This is a genomic window from Flavobacterium anhuiense, assembly GCF_004151235.1.
GTDB lineage: Bacteria > Bacteroidota > Bacteroidia > Flavobacteriales > Flavobacteriaceae > Flavobacterium > Flavobacterium anhuiense_A.
The window spans coordinates 415,864-434,903 of the sequence record NZ_JUIV01000002.1 but is presented as its reverse complement, the minus strand read 5'-3'; the positions used below and the strand labels follow the sequence as shown (position 1 = coordinate 434,903).

General features: G+C 32.7%; 23 protein-coding genes. 16 read left to right on the top strand and 7 right to left on the bottom strand.

Annotated features, from left to right (window positions below; genetic code table 11):
* The first annotated feature begins 35 nt into the window (after positions 1 to 35).
* Positions 36 to 713 (top strand): MBL fold metallo-hydrolase, encoded by a 678-nt coding sequence (locus tag NU08_RS04775; RefSeq protein WP_129746092.1) that lies wholly within the window; start codon positions 36 to 38, stop codon positions 711 to 713.
* Between the two features lie 74 nt (positions 714 to 787).
* A complete protein-coding gene (locus NU08_RS04770) occupies positions 788 to 1,528 on the top strand; it encodes a hypothetical protein (protein WP_129746091.1) in 741 nt (246 codons plus the stop codon).
* Here the strand turns inward: NU08_RS04770 and NU08_RS04765 are convergent.
* Both NU08_RS04765 and NU08_RS04760 read right to left on the bottom strand, forming a co-directional pair.
* Positions 1,512 to 2,492, bottom strand: a complete 981-nt coding sequence (locus NU08_RS04765; protein WP_129746090.1) for a tetratricopeptide repeat protein — start codon at positions 2,490 to 2,492, stop codon at positions 1,512 to 1,514. The two genes, NU08_RS04770 and NU08_RS04765, sit on opposite strands and share 17 nt — an antisense overlap.
* Before the next feature lie 64 nt (positions 2,493 to 2,556).
* Positions 2,557 to 3,033 (bottom strand): TspO/MBR family protein, encoded by a 477-nt coding sequence (locus NU08_RS04760; protein WP_129746089.1) that lies wholly within the window; start codon positions 3,031 to 3,033, stop codon positions 2,557 to 2,559.
* A gap of 150 nt (positions 3,034 to 3,183) precedes the next feature.
* On the opposite strand from NU08_RS04760, the gene NU08_RS04755 reads away from it, so the two are divergent.
* The 6 genes from NU08_RS04755 to NU08_RS04725 all read left to right on the top strand — a co-directional run bounded on the left by NU08_RS04755 (position 3,184) and on the right by NU08_RS04725 (position 8,726).
* Positions 3,184 to 4,284, top strand: coding sequence for a diphosphomevalonate/mevalonate 3,5-bisphosphate decarboxylase family protein (locus NU08_RS04755; protein WP_129746088.1), 1,101 nt, complete (start codon positions 3,184 to 3,186; stop codon positions 4,282 to 4,284).
* Positions 4,285 to 4,314: 30 nt separating this feature from the next.
* A complete protein-coding gene (locus NU08_RS04750; protein ID WP_111367628.1) occupies positions 4,315 to 4,533 on the top strand; it encodes a hypothetical protein in 219 nt (72 codons plus the stop codon).
* A 308-nt stretch (positions 4,534 to 4,841) separates the two neighbouring features.
* Positions 4,842 to 5,780, top strand: coding sequence for a mevalonate kinase (locus NU08_RS04740; protein WP_129746086.1), 939 nt, complete (start codon positions 4,842 to 4,844; stop codon positions 5,778 to 5,780).
* Positions 5,781 to 5,845: 65 nt separating this feature from the next.
* Entirely contained in the window at positions 5,846 to 6,436 is a 591-nt protein-coding gene (locus NU08_RS04735) for a DUF502 domain-containing protein (RefSeq protein WP_129746085.1), read from the top strand.
* A gap of 59 nt (positions 6,437 to 6,495) precedes the next feature.
* A complete protein-coding gene (locus NU08_RS04730) occupies positions 6,496 to 7,452 on the top strand; it encodes a geranylgeranylglycerol-phosphate geranylgeranyltransferase (RefSeq protein ID WP_129746084.1) in 957 nt (318 codons plus the stop codon).
* Between the two features lie 365 nt (positions 7,453 to 7,817).
* Positions 7,818 to 8,726, top strand: coding sequence for a pseudouridine synthase (locus tag NU08_RS04725; protein WP_129746083.1), 909 nt, complete (start codon positions 7,818 to 7,820; stop codon positions 8,724 to 8,726).
* 62 nt (positions 8,727 to 8,788) lie between these two features.
* Here the strand turns inward: NU08_RS04725 and NU08_RS04720 are convergent, their stop codons facing one another.
* Together NU08_RS04720 and NU08_RS04715 are read right to left on the bottom strand one after the other, a co-directional pair.
* The gene (locus NU08_RS04720; protein WP_129746082.1) at positions 8,789 to 9,391 is read right to left on the bottom strand and encodes a DUF937 domain-containing protein; all 603 of its coding nucleotides are present in this window, start codon (positions 9,389 to 9,391) and stop codon (positions 8,789 to 8,791) included.
* 284 nt (positions 9,392 to 9,675) lie between these two features.
* Positions 9,676 to 10,176, bottom strand: coding sequence for a DUF456 domain-containing protein (locus NU08_RS04715; RefSeq protein ID WP_129746081.1), 501 nt, complete (start codon positions 10,174 to 10,176; stop codon positions 9,676 to 9,678).
* 152 nt (positions 10,177 to 10,328) lie between these two features.
* On the opposite strand from NU08_RS04715, the gene NU08_RS04710 reads away from it, so the two are divergent.
* Positions 10,329 to 10,814 carry a hypothetical protein gene (locus NU08_RS04710; RefSeq protein WP_129746080.1) on the top strand — a complete coding sequence of 162 codons (486 nt, stop codon included), beginning with the start codon at positions 10,329 to 10,331 and terminating at the stop codon, positions 10,812 to 10,814.
* Between the two features lie 109 nt (positions 10,815 to 10,923).
* Here NU08_RS04710 and NU08_RS04705 read toward each other — a convergent pair whose 3' ends face one another.
* Together NU08_RS04705 and NU08_RS04700 are read right to left on the bottom strand one after the other, a co-directional pair.
* Positions 10,924 to 12,027, bottom strand: a complete 1,104-nt coding sequence (locus NU08_RS04705) for a glycosyltransferase family 2 protein (RefSeq protein ID WP_129746079.1) — start codon at positions 12,025 to 12,027, stop codon at positions 10,924 to 10,926.
* Positions 12,024 to 12,968, bottom strand: coding sequence for a lysylphosphatidylglycerol synthase domain-containing protein (locus NU08_RS04700; RefSeq protein WP_129746078.1), 945 nt, complete (start codon positions 12,966 to 12,968; stop codon positions 12,024 to 12,026). Before NU08_RS04700 ends, NU08_RS04705 begins: the two co-directional genes overlap by 4 nt.
* A 91-nt stretch (positions 12,969 to 13,059) precedes the next feature.
* On the opposite strand from NU08_RS04700, the gene ruvC reads away from it, so the two are divergent.
* The 7 genes from ruvC (at position 13,060) to NU08_RS04665 (ending at position 17,757) form a co-directional block, all read left to right on the top strand.
* Entirely contained in the window at positions 13,060 to 13,614 is a 555-nt protein-coding gene (gene ruvC, locus NU08_RS04695) for a crossover junction endodeoxyribonuclease RuvC (protein ID WP_129746077.1), read from the top strand.
* An 80-nt stretch (positions 13,615 to 13,694) separates the two neighbouring features.
* Positions 13,695 to 14,840, top strand: a complete 1,146-nt coding sequence (gene hemW, locus NU08_RS04690) for a radical SAM family heme chaperone HemW (RefSeq protein ID WP_129746076.1) — start codon at positions 13,695 to 13,697, stop codon at positions 14,838 to 14,840.
* Between the two features lie 78 nt (positions 14,841 to 14,918).
* Entirely contained in the window at positions 14,919 to 15,686 is a 768-nt protein-coding gene (locus NU08_RS04685; protein WP_129746075.1) for a cyclase family protein, read from the top strand.
* Between the two features lie 167 nt (positions 15,687 to 15,853).
* Positions 15,854 to 16,255 (top strand): GNAT family N-acetyltransferase, encoded by a 402-nt coding sequence (locus tag NU08_RS04680; RefSeq protein ID WP_129746074.1) that lies wholly within the window; start codon positions 15,854 to 15,856, stop codon positions 16,253 to 16,255.
* Positions 16,252 to 16,602 carry a DUF4260 domain-containing protein gene (locus NU08_RS04675; RefSeq protein ID WP_129746073.1) on the top strand — a complete coding sequence of 117 codons (351 nt, stop codon included), beginning with the start codon at positions 16,252 to 16,254 and terminating at the stop codon, positions 16,600 to 16,602. The genes NU08_RS04680 and NU08_RS04675 overlap by 4 nt, the downstream gene beginning before the upstream one ends.
* Before the next feature lie 6 nt (positions 16,603 to 16,608).
* The gene (locus tag NU08_RS04670) at positions 16,609 to 16,980 is read left to right on the top strand and encodes an MmcQ/YjbR family DNA-binding protein (protein WP_129746072.1); all 372 of its coding nucleotides are present in this window, start codon (positions 16,609 to 16,611) and stop codon (positions 16,978 to 16,980) included.
* Positions 16,981 to 17,052: 72 nt separating this feature from the next.
* Positions 17,053 to 17,757 carry a PH domain-containing protein gene (locus NU08_RS04665; protein WP_129746071.1) on the top strand — a complete coding sequence of 235 codons (705 nt, stop codon included), beginning with the start codon at positions 17,053 to 17,055 and terminating at the stop codon, positions 17,755 to 17,757.
* Positions 17,758 to 17,894: 137 nt separating this feature from the next.
* On the opposite strand, the gene NU08_RS04660 is transcribed toward NU08_RS04665, so the two are convergent.
* Positions 17,895 to 18,995 carry a DUF4407 domain-containing protein gene (locus tag NU08_RS04660; RefSeq protein WP_129746070.1) on the bottom strand — a complete coding sequence of 367 codons (1,101 nt, stop codon included), beginning with the start codon at positions 18,993 to 18,995 and terminating at the stop codon, positions 17,895 to 17,897.
* Positions 18,996 to 19,040: the final 45 nt, after the last annotated feature.

Sequence of the window (19,040 nt, the reverse complement as noted above, 5' to 3'; positions counted from 1 at the left end):
AATTCAAATCTTTGCCAAAATAAAATTTGAAAAAGATGAAGAATATTGCCAAAGACGTTTACCAAATTTCCTTATTTCCAAGAAATGCAATTAATTGTTACTTGATTGAAGATGTTTTAATTGATGCCGGAATTAGAACTTCTTCTAATAAAATATTAAAATCAATAAAAGAAAAATCCGTTACAAAACACGCATTGACGCACGCCCACGCCGACCATCAGGGGAGCAGTAAAATAATCTGTGAAACACTAAATATTCCGCTTTTATGTAGTGACGCTGAAAAAGAGTTTGCTGAAAGCGGTAATGTATTTACAGAATACCCAAATCCGAATCATATTTTTTCAAAATTTCAGAAAAACTTCTGGGCAGGAAAAGGACATTCAGTTGCTAAAACCTTAAAAGAAGGTGATCAAATTGGAGGATTTACGGTTATTGAAACTCCAGGACATTCGAGTGGTCATTTGTCTTTTTTCAGGGAAAAAGACGGCATTTTGATCGTTGGCGATGTGATGACCAATATGAATTTGCTGACTACAAAAGTCGGATTGCACGAACCTCCACATCTATTTACCGCTGATAAGGAAACCAATCGAAAATCAATTTTAAAACTTGCATCTTTAAACCCCAAAATATTGTGCTTTGGCCACGGACCTATTTTGTTTAATAATGGTGAATTAGAAAAATTCATTCAAAAAAGCAAAATTGCTTATTAACAAGAATTTACAGATTCTGTAAGTTTTCGTTAAGACTATTCTAATAATTTTACTCTCAACTAATTAATCCTTATATGAGAGTAAAATTACTTACCACAATTTCTGTTTTCACCTATCAACTCACTTTTTCTCAATCCGAAAAACTATTAACTGGAAAAGTTCTTTCACAAAACATTCCACTTAATAAAGTAGAAGTAATTAATAAAACTGCCAAGACCAGCACAAGAACAAACGAACTCGGCGAATTTTCGATTCTGGTACGACCGCAAGATAGTGTGTTGTTTTTCTCTAAAGATTACTTTTTTAAAAGACTTAAAATTTCTCAGGAAAATATAGATCAAAACAACATCGTTGTGAATATGATTCTAAAACCAGAAGAATTAGATGAGGTCTTAATCACAACTATAAAATTCCCTCACGTAGGTCCAGCTGCAGAAGTTTCAGATTCAATTGCATTACAGAGAGCATCTCGTGATTTACGAAAATATACGGGAGTTTATGACGGCACCATTTCAAATGGAATGAATTTTGGCGCTATGGGAGCAGGCCTTTTAAGTTTGTTTAAAAAAGATGATAATGCCAATAAAAAACCTAAAAAGAAAACTCCTGAATTGGATTTCAAAACATTCGTGGAATCAACTTGTCCTTTAGATTTCTTTACGAAAGATTTAAAATTAAATCCTGATGAAAAAGCTCTTTTCCTAGAATTTTGTACAGCCGATCCGCAATCGGAAATTATTCTAAAAAAGAAAAATTTGCTTTATACAATGGATTTTTTATATGCTAAAAATGAAGAATTTAAGAAGCTGAAGTAGACTTTCTCAGCTTCTTCCATTTTATAAAAAATACAACAAAAGCAATTAATAAAATTAGTATTACGCCCGAAAGGATAACAATAATTATTTCCATTTGAGATATATAACCTGAATATATGTTCCCTTTGCTTTCTCTTAAAGCCCGAAGTTGAGAGCCATAACTTTGAGCTCTTTCACGATAATAGTTAATTTCGCTCTGGGAACTATTTATCATTCTTTCCACAATTAAATCTCCCTCGTAACCATATTTTCTAGCAGTCCTGTAAGTCTCAAGCGCACTGCTATTTTTTCCTAATAATTCTGCAAGATTTGCAAGTTCAAAGAGTAAAATTGAAATGATTTTATCTTTTGGTTCTATAAACGACATTCTTTCATTTACTTGGAAATAAATCGACTGTGCTAATTTTTCAATTTCGTTTTTAGACAATTTCGTTTTAGGTTCGCGTGAAATTCCAAAATTTGTATTAATTAAAAACTGACCTGAAACATCCTTTAAATTCTTGATTTTAGCTTCTAATATTTTCAAATGAAGCCATTCTGATCCTTCATGAGATTTAGGATTAATAGCAATAGATTTCTTAATCCAATTATAGGCTTTTTGGTTTTCCCCCATCAATTCATAAAGTGTCCCTAAATTAGATGCTGTCGAATATCTATTAGGTTTAATTTTTTCAATGTTCAGATATAATTTTAGAGCTTCATCATATTTTCCCAGAACAATTAAAAGATATCCTTTATCAGATAGATAATCTAAATCTTTTGTTTTTTTATATAAACTGTCAAGTTCAATTATCAATTTTGGAAAATCTCCTTCGAAAAAATTATGGCCTTGAGGGTTAATACCATCATAATCTTCATAAGCATAAGCTCCATTTTTTAGAATTTTCGTTTCACCATTCAAACAAGCAAAGGTCTTTAAGGAAAATAGAACCAAAACAATAACGAAAAACTTCAATTTATTCATAAAGCATATATGTAAAGAATTAAACTTGAAACCTGAAACAAAGAAAACTTGAAACTAAAAAATTTTACTTATTCAACCACCAAATACTGGCATTTAAAACTGTTGCAAACCCAACCCAAGCTAAGTAAGGAATTAATAAATAACCCGCAGTTTTATTGATTTTGATAAATTTTAAATACGTTTCGTAAATCATCAGCCATAAAAGCACAATTTCGATTAAAGCCAACATCGGATTTTTTAATCCGAAGAATAAATAAGACCAAATTGAATTTAAAATCAATTGAATAATGAAGAAAAGCAAAGCTTTTTTAACTTCTTCTGTCTCTACTTTAATTTTGTCCCAAACTAACGCTGCTGCAACGGCCATTAAAATGTAAAGTACTGTCCAAACGGGCATAAAAATCCAATTCGGCGGATTAAAAACTGGTTTTTCCAGCATGACATACCAAGTCTCAATACTTGGTTTTGTAACCACTCCCGCAGAATATCCTACTGTTAAACAAATTACTAAAGCTATAGCGATTTTTACGAACTTATTCATGACATCAAATTTTGAATTCAAAAATAGGCAAAAGAAAATTTAAACCATATAAGTGATATAAGTTCATTTTAGCAAATTCCGCTTATAATTTCTTAAATAACTTATATGGTGAAAAATGAAAAAGTTATCTTTGCCAAAATTTTATAATTCATGTTAACAGCAGCCGATTTTATACCAAATCCATATACTTCAACAATCGAAAACGGGAACTTTGAGTGGAGCGCTCCAAGCAATATTGCATTAGTAAAATATTGGGGGAAAAAAGAAAACCAGATTCCGGCAAATCCTTCTGTTAGTTTTACGCTTAACAACTGTAAAACCATTACGAAATTGGCTTTTTCTAAAAAAGACGCTTCGACTTCGCTCAGCGGGACAAATGGTTTTTCATTTGATTTACTTTTTGAAGGAAAACCAAAAGAAGATTTCAAGCCAAAGATTCAGAAGTTTTTGGAAAGAGTTGAGGTTTATCTGCCGTTTTTAAAGGATTATCATTTTACGATTGATACGCAGAATACTTTTCCGCACAGTTCGGGAATTGCTTCTTCGGCTTCTGGAATGGCAGCATTGGCAATGAATTTTATGAGTTTGGAAAAATTGTTAAACCCAGAAATGACCTATGATTATTTCTATCAAAAAGCTTCATTTTTGGCTCGTTTAGGTTCTGGAAGTGCTTGCCGAAGCGTAAAAGGGAATGTAGTAGTTTGGGGAAATCAGTCAAATATCGAAGGAAGCACAGATTTGTTTGGTGTGGAATTTCCATATACAATTCATGAAAATTTCAAGAATTATCAAGACACCATTTTATTGGTTGACAAAGGCGAAAAACAAGTTTCGAGCACGGTTGGACACGATTTGATGCACAATCATCCGTATGCAGAAAGACGTTTTGCTCAAGCACATGAAAATCTAGATAAATTAATTGCCATTTTTGAAAGCGGAGATTTAGAAGAATTCATCAAAGTTGTAGAAAGTGAAGCATTGACTTTACACGCCATGATGATGACCTCGATGCCTTATTTTATTTTGATGAAACCCAACACGCTTCAAATCATAAATGCAATATGGAAATTTAGAAATGAAACCGAAATTCCAGTATGTTTTACGCTTGATGCTGGCGCGAATGTGCATGTATTATATCCTGAAAACGTTAGCGAAAAAGTACTTCAATTTATTCAGGACGAATTAGTTGTATTTTGTCAGAATAGTCAATACATTTGCGACAAAATTGGAGAAGGCGCGATTGCATTATAATTTTGCGTATCTTTAGTTAAAATTTTGATTATGGACATTCAATTAGAAAAACGTGAGGCGATGGAGATGTTGAAAGAGACTAATGATCCTACACTTATTATGGCGATTGCAAAATTGCTTAGAAAAAATAAAAAAGATTGGTGGGATGATTTAACTGATCAACAAAAAGAAGATATAGCTCAAAGTGAATTAGAATTCGAAAGAGGAGAATTTACGAGCTACGAGGATGTTATGAAAAAATACAGATAGTGGATCTTAAAGTAAGTTTTTCAAAAACAGCGGAGAAAAATTTAGATTCAGTTTTAAAGTTCATTGAAGCAAGATGGTCAGAAAAATCAAAAAAGCTGTTTATTATCAAATTTGAAAGAGCAATTTCAATAATGATGATGAATCCAGAAATTTTTCCAAAATCATCCGTAAATAAGAAATATCGAAAATGTGTTATAACCAAACAATCTAGTTTGTTATATAGTTTTAGTGCAAACGAAATCAGGATTCATAATATTTTCGACACTAGGCAAAACCCAAATAAAATTAAGAAAGACATTAAATAGACCATGAAAGGACCATTATTTTACTCAAAAATATTACTCTTTGGAGAATACGGAATTATCCGCGACTCTAAAGGACTTTCTATTCCTTATAATTTTTATAATGGCGCTTTGAAAAAAAGCGAAGAACCTACTGAAGAAGCAATTGCATCTAACAGAAGTTTGAGAAGTTTTGCTTCTTATCTTGAAGTTCTGCATACACAGCAGCCAGAATTGGTTACTTTCGATTTAGAAACGCTTCAGAATGATGTTGAAACTGGAATGTATTTCGATTCTAGTATTCCACAAGGATATGGTGTTGGAAGCAGCGGTGCGCTTGTTGCGGCTATCTATGACAAATACGCTACAAACAAAATTACTGTTCTAGAGAACCTAACTCGCGAAAAATTATTACACTTAAAAAATATATTTTCTCAAATGGAAAGCTTTTTTCATGGAAAAAGTTCTGGTTTAGATCCTCTAAACAGCTATTTGAGCATTCCTATCCTGATTAATTCAAAAGATAATATTGAAGCAACTGGAATTCCGACACAAAGTTTTGACGGAAAAGGTGCTGTCTTTTTATTAGATTCAGGAATTGTTGGAGAAACAGCTCCAATGGTTAGCATTTTTATGGAAAATCTAAAAGATAAAGGTTTCCGTGCGATGCTTAAAAATCAGTTTGTGAAATATACAGATGCCTGCGTAGAAAACTTCTTGCATGGCGATATGAAATCTTTGTTTACCAATACCAAAAAGCTTTCTAAAGTTGTTCTAAATCATTTTAAACCAATGATTCCAGAGCAATTTCATGGAATCTGGCAACACGGAATTGACTCTAACGATTATTATCTAAAACTTTGCGGTTCTGGAGGCGGTGGCTATATCCTTGGATTTACTGAAGATTTAGAACGCGCAAAAGCAGCTTTGAAAGATTATAAGCTAGAGGTAGTTTACCAATTTTAATGCTTTAAACCCAGAAATTATTTGAGTAGATTCCCATAAGTTTTCATCCTAAAAAGTTATTTATTATGAAAAGTATTTTTAAAATAATTAAAGCAACTTTTTTAGGAGGAATTCTCTTTTTGGCACCACTAGTTGTATTGCTTGTTATTCTGGAAAAAGGTTATGGCATTATTCAAAAAATCACTCTTCCGCTGGCAAAACACCTTCCTAGAATACATGTTTTAGGAATTGCTCTTCAAGAACTTGTTGGAATAATAATCATAATTCTTATTTGCTTTCTTGCGGGTTTATTGGCCAAAACTGCCAAAGCCAAAAATTTGGTTCAAAAATTAGAAGATGGAATTTTGAGCTTTGTTCCAGGATATTCATTCATGAAAAACATGAATGAAAATATTATGGGGCTTGAATCTAAAGATGATTTAAAGGTCATTCTTGTTCCAACAGACGCTGGATTGCAATTTGCTTTTTTAATTGAAGAGATAAACGAAAACAAATTTGCCGTTTTTATTCCAGATGCGCCAAATCCGTGGAGTGGATCTGTAGTTTTCGTTGAAAAGAAAGACATTACAGATATTGATATTTCTCAAAAACAAGCTTTGGCCTGCATTAGAAAATTAGGATTCGGTTCTAAAGTTTTATTAAAAAACAAGCTTTAATTCTTCTAAAAAAAATAATAACCTTAAATTACCACTCTAAAAACTATAACCTATAAGAAATGCTGAGCAGACAAAATAAACTTTTAATAATGAAAATTGTTAGTTTGTTCTCTGTAGTTAGAGGTTATAACATTCCAATAATAGTTTTAGCACAATATTTATCGGCGATTTTTATATTGGCACCAGAAATTCGAGCACTGGATATTCTGCTCGATTTTTATTTGTTTCTGATTGTTTTTGCTTCTGCTATTACAATTGCTTCGGGCTATATTATCAATAATTTTTACGATAGCCAGAAAGACTTAATAAACAGACCCAACAAATCGATGCTGGATCGTTTGGTAAGTCAGAAAACAAAACTGAATGTTTATTTCAGTTTAAATTTTCTAGCGGTTTTAATGGCCTCTATAGTGTCATGGCGTGCTTTTTTATTCTTTTCTGTGTATATTTTCATGATTTGGTTTTATTCGCATAAAATTAAAAAGTATCCAATTATCGGAAATTTAATGTCGGCATTGCTTGCTGTAACTCCGTTTTTTGCCATCTTACTGTATTTCTACAATAAAATTTCGTTTGAAGAAATCGAAAATCATATGAGTCATTTTGTAGTGATTTCTGCTCATGCGGTTTTCTTGTTTTTACTTTTACTAATTCGCGAAATGATTAAAGATCTTGAAAATCTGAAAGGCGATTTAGTAAACGATTATAGAACAATTCCTGTTTTATATGGCGAAAAAATCTCAAAACAAGTTATTACAGCTTTGACTGTTTTGACCATTGTTCCTGTTTATGTTTTGGTCAATATACATGACGTTGGTTATATGGACATTTATTTTTATGTCTGTTTTGGCGTTTTACTTTTTTTCCTGATTTATTTATGGCAATCAAATTCTAAAGAGCAGTTTTTAAGGCTTCATAACGTTTTAAAATTCCTGATTGTTTCTGGTGTTTTCTGCATCGTATTGATTAATCCTAGTGTTTTATGGCACGGAAAGGAATTGATTTCTAATTACTAAAGTCTTTCTATTTTTCTCTCAGATCTGGCAGATTTATCAGATTATTTTCTTTCGTGTAGCTATCGGGATTGCTAATCTATGTGTAGTAACAATCTTTAAAAGAAGCCAATTGTTTGATTTTAGCCCCGATTACTTCACTTAAAATTTATTTTCATTGGAGTTCAGTGAACATGTTTGAAGTGGAAATCTTTTTATTTTTTTCTTTAAAAAATAAAAAATTGAAACGAAAAGCGGGAAACCATGTCTCAAAAAAAGCCAATTGTATTGCTCCTGAACATCTTAAAATAAAGTGCTATTAATCTAAGAACATTGAACTTAAGATTTATTAGCAGGAAAAAACTATCTTTGCACAAATTAATGATTCTATGAACAACAAGGAAGGCAACAATAAAAGAGGCGGATCGAGACCAAACAGCTCACGATCAAACTCTAACAAGCCAAAACCTCCTATGGCTAAGCGCGCGCAAGGGCCTAAAAAAGTAAAACCTGAAGTTAAAGCTGCTCAGGAAGCTGCTGCTGAAAAATTCAGAAAACAAAATCAGCCAGCAAAGAGACAAAAAGCTTCAGATGAAATTCGTCTGAACAAATACATCTCTAATTCTGGCGTTTGCTCTCGCCGTGATGCCGACATTTATATTCAGTCTGGAAACGTAAAAGTTAACGGTACGGTAGTTACCGAAATGGGATATTTGGTAAAACTAAATGATGTTGTAAACTTTGATGGCGTTACACTAACTCCAGAAAAGAAAGAATATATTTTATTAAATAAACCTAAAAACTTTACAACTGCCTTTGATGAAGGTCAGGAATACCGTAACGTTCTAGAACTAGTTCGTGGTGCTACAAATGCAAAAATTGCTGCTGTCGGAAGAATGGACAAGAATACAACTGGTTTGCTATTGTTTACTAACGACACTGATATGATTCGTAAATTTACATTACCGAATCAAAAATCGTCTAAGATTTACCAAGTTTCTTTGGACAAAAACTTGAAATTTGAAGATTTAGAGAAAATCAGCAAAGGTCTTGTTCTTGACGGACACCGCGTATTTGTTGAAGAAGTAAGCTATATTGATAATGAGCCAAAAAGTGAAGTTGGCCTTAAACTGCGTACTGCTAACGTAAAAGTGGTGCGTTCTATTTTTGAATCTTTCGAGTATAATGTATTACGAATTGATCGTGTTTCATTTGCTGGACTGACCAAAAAGAATCTTCCTCGCGGAAACTGGCGCTTTTTGACCGATCAAGAAATTATCAATTTGAAAAACGTGTAATTGCTTTTCAAATTAAACCATACTGAATCCTGTTTTCTTCTTGAAAATGGGATTTTTTATTTTTAAAAACTAAAGAAATTATGTCCGAAAAGGGTAAAAATAGATCTTCCGATAGATTGGTTTTTATCTTCTACTGTTTCGTAATTTGAAAAACCTAGGATGATTTTGATTCCAGGAGGAATGCTGTTTAAAATTTCTCTTTTTTGATCTTCTAAAAGGAGTTTTAAACTTTCTATTAATTGAAGATTGTATCTTAAGTAAGACATTACAAGTAATGCTGAAAAGTTGAGTATTTCTCTGGCTGTTTCGCTTTTTATGCCAACTTCGTTGGAAACCATTTCTGAAATTCTACCTTTTTTGTTGGAGAACAATTCTTTCAGCAGTATATTTCCTTCTAAACGGTAACAGTCATCGACTGATAAAATTCTTCCTGCATTAAAATCTACTTCTTGGTAAAAAGTTGAATCTTCTTGGATTAAGGAAACAATTTCGGAGTAAAAATCAGATTCATCGGCTTTGTTGTAGAGTCCCATTAGAATTGTGCCGATCGAGACGTCTATTCCCTTGATTAAAAGTGCATCATTTTCAAAATAAAACTTGTTTAACTTGGAGACAACATTAGAAGAAATAAAGCGTCTAAGTTCAATTTGTAGGTTTGGGGTCATACTCATAACTTAAAAAATGATTATTTATACTTATTTAAAATAACCGATAAAGTGAGGCTTTTCATCGATTATCGTGATAAAAATATAAAATATTTTAACATTTCCAAAAATTAAGTTAAAAATTTAGGTGGTCGATTTTCAAGCATTTAGCCCTAAAAAATAAGGAAATGAGCAAATATAAAGCTTGACGTAACTTATAAGATACAAAAATTATTTTTAAAATTTTAAGAGTTTTTTTCAAAAAATCAAAAATATAAGAAAAAGCTTAAGGTCAAAATTACCATTTAGAAAATTAATGCTCTATTTTGCCAAAGGATAGTCAGAAAAATCCCGAGATAAATTACTGAAAAAAAGAAGTTCACAAAACTCGAAGCTAAGAATCCTAAAACAGAACCTGTAGCAGCTTTTAGAGCACGTTTATGATTTTGAGAATCGTATAATAATTCGCCAATAAGCGCACCTACAAACGGACCAATGATAACTCCAAACGGAATTGGCGCTATAATCCCAACAATCAAACCAATATTGGTTCCCCAGACTCCATAAGAGCTCCCGCCAAACTTTTTGGTTCCCTTAGATGGAATCACGTAATCTAAAATTGTAATCGTTACCATCAAAACAAAAGTGATTCCCAGAACCCAATAATTGTTTTCTACCGCTTTGGTTAGATACAGCAATAATAGTCCTACCCAGCAACTTGACAATCCTGGTAAAACAGGAAGAAAACTCCCAAAAACGCCAACAATTACACATATAAACCCTAAGAGAACTAAAAGTGAATCCATATCTTTTTTATCAATTTATTTTTACAAATTACTACTTTATTTTTTTCCGCACAAACCTTAAAATATGTATCTTTAAAGTACGGAAGCTCCATAAACATCGGTAAGCTTCGCAAAAAAATCGTATTTTTGTTCATTCATTCAATTTTAAAACTTTGAGGCAGTTTTTCCCTTTTTTTATTTGTATTCTTTTTAGTTCTTGTCAATATTTTGAGAAGCAGGTTCCGTCTGAAAAAGAATTACTTCAAAAAGAGTTAAAATCAATCAACTGGAAAGAAGTTGATGAATATCCTTCTGTTCCTAACTGTGAAAAAATTGCCGATAAAAAACTTCGTCAGCAATGTTTTTTTGAAGTCATGTCAAGCCTTATCCAAGAAAAACTAAACGTAGATACTCTATCTATATTATACCCAGAATTGGACACAATCGAAGTAAAAGTAACCGTTTTTCCAAACTCAACCATGAAGTTTGAACCTCAGTTTCCTAAAGATTCTGTAGCTTACGACACCATAAAAATCGACAGCATTCTACATGCTCGTTTAGTCGATTTCCCAAAAGTAAATCCAGCTATAAAACGTGGAATTCCAGTAAAAACACAATTTATTTTACCTGTTATTCTAAAAGCAAAAGACGATAAATAGTTTTTCTAAACCATATAAGTTATATAAGTTCATTTAAAATTGGGATGCGTACCATGCCAACTGAAAGGATTACGTAACTTAAATTTCTTATATAACTTAAATGGTTAATTTATTTTGCAAAGCGTCGGTCTTTCCATTCATAAGAACCAAACAAACTATAAAGGGCAACAGTCGAACTAAAAAACGGATACAGCAAACTACTCAATAAAAGGCTTTTTATTCTGGTTTTAGTCAAAAATTGATTGGTTATTGAAAGCAAAACACAATCAATTGCAAACTTAGAAAAGGCGAAAAGTACAAAAATCGGATAAAACCAGATTACAAAAATCATAAAGAAAAATCCAATTACAAAACTCAAATTTCCGAAGAAAACAATCAAACCCAAGAATTTACCAAAAGTGCTTCTATACGAACTTGTTTTAGCTGCCCAACGAACTCTTTGATGAAATAATACTTTCCAATTTTCAGTTGGCTTTGTTGTAACAATTGTTTCATCAGCTTTTAAATAATGAACTTCATCAGGGAACTTTTCGATTGCTTTCTGAAGTAAAAAAACATCATCTCCGCTCGCTATTTTATCGTTTCCATCAAAGCCATTCAGTTTCTCGAACAATGATTTTATGTACGCCAAATTGGCTCCGTTACACATAAAACCTTTATTCAAACCAAAACTTCCAATGGTTGCACCTTGCAAACTTGTCAAATCTAATTGCTGAAAATGATCTAAAAAAGAATTTTCACATTGATACCTTACAGCACCAGCTAACATCGAAACTTTGTTCTCCTGAATGTAATTATCAAAGGCCAAAAGCCAATTTTTAGGAACAATACAATCAGCATCTGTGGTAATAACCCAATCGGTTTTTACTTGCTGCATTGCCGTTGTAATCGCATCCTTTTTTGGAGAATTTGAAATCCGAATATTATTGATTATCGAAACTTGGAATTTGGAATTTAAAACTTGGAATTTTTCTTTAGAATTATCATCGACTAAAATCACTTCAAATAAATCTGTTGGATAATTTAAGTTTAAAAAACTCTCTAAAAGTATAGGTAGGTTTTCTTTTTCATTTCGAAACGGAACTATAATCGTAAAACTCGTTTTCGGTTGTAAATCCGTTATTTGATATTTCTTCACTTTGAAAAAACCATAAATCAGCAAAGAAATGCTTAAAATATAAATGGTTAATATTGCGAACAATCCAAAAATCATTCTGCTGTTTTGGTTTTAAAATTCAGCACAAAATAACTTCCTAAAACTACTGGCAATACTACATTCAAAAACCACATTAAAGTGCTGATGAAAATTACAATCCATTCGTTTACACCCAAAATTCCAAAGAAATATATCGCAACGCTTCCTTTTACAGCGAAATCCAAAAACTGAAAAGTTGGCAAAGATGAAGCCAAAAAGTAAACCGAAGTTATCGCAGCCATTAAAGTCAAATAAGGAAGATCGACATCAAAACCTAAAAACAAAAAGTAATATTGATGCGAGAAAACCAAATAGCGGCAGATTCCTAAAAAGATATTTTTTTGATGAACGGATTTCGGAATTTCGTCGATTTTATGAATCAGTTTTTCAATCGAATAACCTTTCACTTTTATCTTTTTAATGGAGAATAATAGAATCAAAATCAGTACAAATCCACCAAAAAGAATAAGAACTGTTTTAGTTGTAATTACATTAAATTCAGCGTTAAAATACAACAATCCGAAAATCCCAAAAATGATGGTTAGAATCATTTGGATTCCGTTGCAAATCAGGTTTAAGAAAACAACTCTTTTGGCTTCAGATTTTGGGTAATACAATGCTTTTCCAGCATACTCTCCTACTCCATTTGGCGTAAAAATTCCTGCTGTCAATGCTGCTAAAACCTGTTTTGTAGATTCGTAAACAGAGATTTTATGAATAACTTGTACAAGATTCTGCCACTTTAAAATCTCGAAATAACGATTCAAAACGCTCAAAAGAAGAATAAACGAAATCCCTAAAACCGACTGATTTTTCTTGAACAAAACAATAAACTTCTGCCAGTCTAATTTGTCGTTGTTAGCCAACTGATTATAAATAAAATAAAATGCGCCGCCAACAATTAAAAGTTTGGCCAGAAGAACTAGGAATTGCTTAGCTTTGTGAGGAATTGAAATCATGCCGCAAAAGTAATCAAATGTGGCAATTAGGAAGTGAGAAAATGAGTCAATTTTCTAAACTTGAAACCTTAAACTTGAAACAAAAACTCTCTTGACACAAGAACGCATCATATTAGGTATTGACCCTGGAACCACAATTATGGGTTTTGGATTGATTAAAGTCACCAATAAAAAAATGGAGTTTTTGCAGTTAAACGAATTGCAATTGTCCAAATACGATAATCATTACCAAAAACTAAGAATCATTTTTGAGCGAACTATCGAATTAATCGAAACACATTGTCCCGACGAAATTGCAATTGAAGCGCCTTTCTTTGGAAAAAACGTGCAATCGATGTTAAAATTGGGACGCGCGCAAGGCGTTGCTATGGCTGCGGGACTTTCAAGAGGCATTCCGATTACAGAATATGAGCCTAAAAAGATAAAAATGGCCATTACAGGAAACGGAAATGCGAGCAAAGAACAAGTTGCCAAAATGCTCCAACAGCTTTTAGGCTTAAAAGAATTACCAAAAAACCTTGACTCTACAGACGGTTTGGCGGCTGCGGTTTGTCATCACTTCAATTCAGGAAAAGTTGTTTCTGGAAAGAGTTATTCGGGTTGGGACGCTTTTGTGAAACAAAATGAAGATCGAGTTAAGAAATGAGTCAATGTGACAATTTGATAATTCTTTAGAGAACGAATAAATTATCTAATTGACACATTATCTAATTATCTAATTAAAAAATGAGCGGCATTTATATTCACATTCCTTTTTGCAAACAGGCTTGCCATTATTGCGACTTTCATTTTTCTACTTCGATGAAGAAGAAGGATGAAATGGTTTTGGCCTTGGCTAAAGAAATTGCTGTGCGCAAACCCTTCGACTCCGCTCAGGGTGACAATATCATTGAAACGATATACTTTGGTGGTGGAACTCCTTCTGTTTTATCGAATGATGAAATCAACTTTTTAATTTCTGAAGTTTACAAAAATTATAAAGTTGTCGAAAATCCCGAAATTACGCTTGAAGCCAATCCAGATGATTTGTCTGCGGAACGAATTTTTGAATTATCCAAAAGTCCTATAAACCGTTTAAGCATTGGAATTCAGTCTTTTTATGAAGAAGATTTGAAAATGATGAATCGTGCTCATAATTCGGAGGAAGCAAAAAAATGTCTGGAAGAAGCAACCAAATATTTCGATAATATTTCGCTTGATTTAATTTATGGAATTCCAGGAATGAGTGACGAAATGTGGAGACAGAATATTCAGACTGCTTTAGATTTCGGCATTCCGCATATTTCGAGTTATGCTTTGACAGTTGAACCGAAAACAGCTTTGAGCAAATTAATTCAAACAGGAAAAGTTGCTGAACCTCAAGACGAAGTCGCATCCAATCATTTTCTGATTTTGGTTGAGATGCTTCAGAAAAATGGTTTTATCCATTACGAATTATCCAATTTCGGAAAAGAAAATTATTTCTCCAAAAACAATTCGGCTTATTGGCTCGGCAAAAAATATATCGGAATTGGTCCTTCTGCTCATAGTTATGACGGCGAAAAAAGAGGCTGGAATATTGCAAATAATTCATTGTATTTAAAAGCAATTCAAAACGATGAACTTCCTATTGAAACAGAAGTCTTAACTATTTCAGATCGTTATAATGAATATATTATGACAGGATTGCGAACTATTTGGGGCGTTTCTTTAGACCGAATTGAAAAGGAATTTGGATCAGAATATTTAAACTACTTATTAGCACAATCTCAAAAATTCTTAAACGACGATTTGCTTTCGATCGAAAATAATATTCTAAAACCAACTCCAAAAGGAAAATTTTTAACGGATGGAATTGCTTCAGATTTATTTTATCTAAATTTGGATGAATAAAAATTAGCCACGAAGGCACAAAGGCTCAAATTATTAAACTTTGTGACTTAGCGTCTTTGCGGCATAAAAACCAAATTTGTGTTAGCAAAAATCAACAACTTCGAAATCGACTTATCAAAACCTATTGATATCTCCATTCCATTAACCAATACTGACGAAAATCCGATTGCGTGGTATATCGAAAAACCTTCAATTGAACCTGTAGTTTTTGGCGATTGGATCGGTAAAGTTTCTGAAGGAAAATCATCTACAAATTTCAATAATATTTTCTTCAATCCGCATGGACATGGCACGCATACGGAATGTCTAGGGCATATTACGAATGATTTTTACAGCATCAACCAATCGTTGAAGCAGTTTTTCTTTTTTGCTAAATTGATTACGGTTGAACCTGAAAAAATTGGAGATGATTTTGTAATTACAAAAGAACAAATTCAAAAAGCCTTTAGCATTTCGACTTCGCTCAATGTGACAAATGAAGCTTTAATCATTAGAACGCTTCCAAATCAAAAAGAAAAAAAGTCTCGTAAATATTCGAATACCAATCCGCCGTATTTGTCTGAAGATGCCGCGATTTTCATCCGCGAAAGCGAAATTCAGCATTTATTAATTGATCTTCCAAGTGTAGACAAAGAACATGACGAAGGGAAATTATTGGCTCATAAAGCGTTTTGGAATGTTAAGGACACACATAATCTAAATCCTGACGCAAGATTTAATGCCACAATTACAGAAATGATTTATGTTTCAGACGAAATTGAAGATGGAGATTACATACTAAATCTTCAAATTGCCTCGTTTGAAAATGATGCGAGCCCATCAAAACCAATACTATACAAAATTTAAAATCAACCACAAATTACACAAATTTTCGCGAATTTCTTTTTTTATTTTGCCACTCCCGATAGCTATCGGGATAAAAAGATTTATACAGATTTAATCATTTGTAAACTTTAATCTTAAAAAATAATTTGTGAAAATTTGTGTAATTTGTGGTTAAAAAACATCCCTTAATGATAACAGTATCAACTGACAAAACAAAACTCGATGTTCCATTTATACAGAACTTTTTAAAAGACATTTATTGGGCAGCGGGGCGAACTATAGAAGAAGTTCAACGCACGATTGATGCTTCGGTTTGTTTCGGAATTTATTTAGATGACAAGCAAATTGGTTTCGCGCGCGTCATTACTGATTATGTTGTTTTTGCTTATTTAATGGATGTTTTTATTGATGAAAAATACCGCGGAAAAGGATATTCTTCCATATTAATTGACGCAATGATGAATGAGCCTCAATTGCAAGAAGTTAAAATCTGGCGCCTGGCAACCACTGACGCGCACTTTTTATACGAGAAATTCGGATTTACAAAACTGAATCATCCTGAAAAGATGATGGAAAAAATAGTCAAATGAAAACAGTCTTAAAACTCGAAGAAGTCGCTTTATTTATTCTCGGAATATTTCTTTTCAACCGCTTAAGTTATGAATGGTGGTGGTTTCTGGTTTTAATTTTAGCACCCGATTTATCGATGATTGGATATGTTTTCGGAAATAAAATCGGCGCTTTTGCTTATAATTTGTTTCATCATAAAGGACTTGCTCTTTTAATTTATGGAATCGGATGTTATTTAAGTATTGAAATTATTCAATTAATAGGAATTATTTTATTTTCGCATTCTGCAATGGATCGTATTTTTGGTTACGGACTGAAATATGAAAAAGGCTTTAAATACACACATTTGGGTGAAATTGGTAAATAAACAGTTATGAATTTAGAAACGTTTTACGAATATTGTCTTTCGAAAAAAGGTGTCAGCGAACATTTCCCTTTTGACGAAGATACATTGGTTTTTAAAGTAGGCGGAAAAATGTTTGCTCTGTCTTCTCTTTCTCAATGGGAAAAGAACGAGCAGTCTGTCAATTTAAAATGTGATCCAGACCGTGCGCAGGAACTCAGAGCGGAATATGATGAAATTCAACCAGGATATCACATGAGCAAAGTGCATTGGAATACAATAGCCTTGAACGGAAATTTACCTGTAAAATTTGTCAAGGAATTGATCGACCATTCATACGAATTGGTTTTCAAAAGTTTGACGAAGAAAATTCAAAATGAAATTACTCAATTAGAAAATTAGGCATTACATTTGCAGGGTAAGATCAAAACTTAAAAACCCGAATCAGTTTGCAAATTAGCAATTTATAGAATCATGAAAGAACAATTTAAAAAATTTCTGAACGAAGAACAAGATCCAAAAGCGATTGAAAAAATCACTTCGAAACTTAACGATTTATTGATGAAAGGCGAAGAAGTTGGATACATTGCAGTACAGAAAAAACCTGCTATTACTGTTTTTCCAGACAGCATTGTATTAACTAACAAACGTATCATTATCTGCAAGCCAAAAAATTTAGGCCTTTCTATGGATTTTACAGATTATACTTGGGATGATATTGCTAGTACTTTTGTAAAAGAAAACATTTTAGGTTCTGAATTTTCATTTGGCACTAAAACAGATTTAGCTGTTTCTATTGATTACATTCCGAAAATTCAGGCTAGAAAAATTTATACTTACGCTAAAGAACAATTGGATTTATTAAAAAATCCTGTTCAGACTGCAACTCCAGTTCAAGAAATTGCTGAACCTGTTTTTGAAGAAGAAGCAGAGGAAGAAATCGAAGAAGTAGAAACAGAAGAAGTAACAAGCTTTGCTGAAATTTTACCTGCAGCTCCAGCTGTTACAGAAACTTACGAACCCCTTCCGACTCAGCCAGCAGGAGAGCGCAAATTGAGCGATTTATCTAAAGAAGAGCTTTTTGATAAATTACAGAACTACAAAAAACTTCTTGATAATGGTTTGATTATGCAAGGAGAATATGATGCTTATAAAAAAGAGATTTTAAGTTATATGTAGTTTAAAAGTACAAAGTTCTGAGTACAAAGTACAAAGATTATTGACTTTGTCTAAAATAAAAAAGGCCCGAAATAGAGATTCTATTTCGGGCTTTGTATTTAAACTTTGCACTTAGAAACTTTACACTTTGTACTCATTTACAAAGTCGCCTTCTGCTTTTCTACAAATTTATGTGACTGTAACTCCAGTAACTCTTTAGCATTTTTTCGCTGCAGGTCAAATAAACCTTTATCTTCGGCAATATCTGCATATACTCTATCATGCATTTCGGCACTTGTTTTCACCAATAAATCTCTTTGATATTTATTTTGAGCCAAAGTCGCTTTCATAGCAGTTTCAGCTTCTTCTTGTTTGAAATCGAATTCTCCTTTTGGCGCCAATAATTTAGCAATAATTGGAGATGTTTCAATTGCAAGAAACAACAGCATAATGAAAAACGATGGTAGCCATGGCAATTTGTTCAAGGCATTAATACGAGCCATTAATCCGTCGAAACCTTCAATGATGGGTTGGGTTTGCGAAACTTTTTTGTCTAAATCGGCTTGAAGCTGTACGCCTGCTTTTTCTTTTTCGGCAATTTTAGCTTCGTTGGTCTTTTTTAAAGTTTCAAACTCTTTAAGAGCCGCATCGTGTTTTTCGCGTTTCTCTTTATAAACTGGGCCTTTTCCTAATTTCTTCGTTCCGGCAGTTCCTTCGGCTTCGGTAATATAAATCGAATACAAATCGTTTACTTCTTTCTCTTTCTTTACAATATCAGCTTTTAAAGCTGCGATTTCTGCTTTATTTTTATCTAAATCTGTTTTGAAATAAGTCCCAATTTGCTTTTTATTCGCCAATTCCATTTCGTTTTTCTCTTTCAACAAAACGGTATTGATTTCTTTTTCGAAGATTTTAATTTCCAAAGGTTTCGAAATTACGATGGCAATAATAATAGCCAAAGCAATACGCGGAGTTGCTTGCAGGAATTCGTCCAGAAAACGATCTCTTTTTTTAATCGTAGAAACGATAAATCGATCTAAATTAAAAATCAATAAACTCCATACAAATCCAAAAATCAAAGCGGGATAAATAGAATCGAAAACGGTGAAAAGTGCATAAGCACTGGCCAAGAAAGCCATAACTGCTGTAAAGAAAACTGTGGCACCAATACCAACATATTTGGTTTGTTCGCCTTCTGAACAGTCTTTCAAGAGGTCTCTATCGACTCCTGAACATAGGATAAAAAATTGTTTTAACATGATTGATGATTTTTGATTGTGATTGATACGGCAAATTTAGCGCCA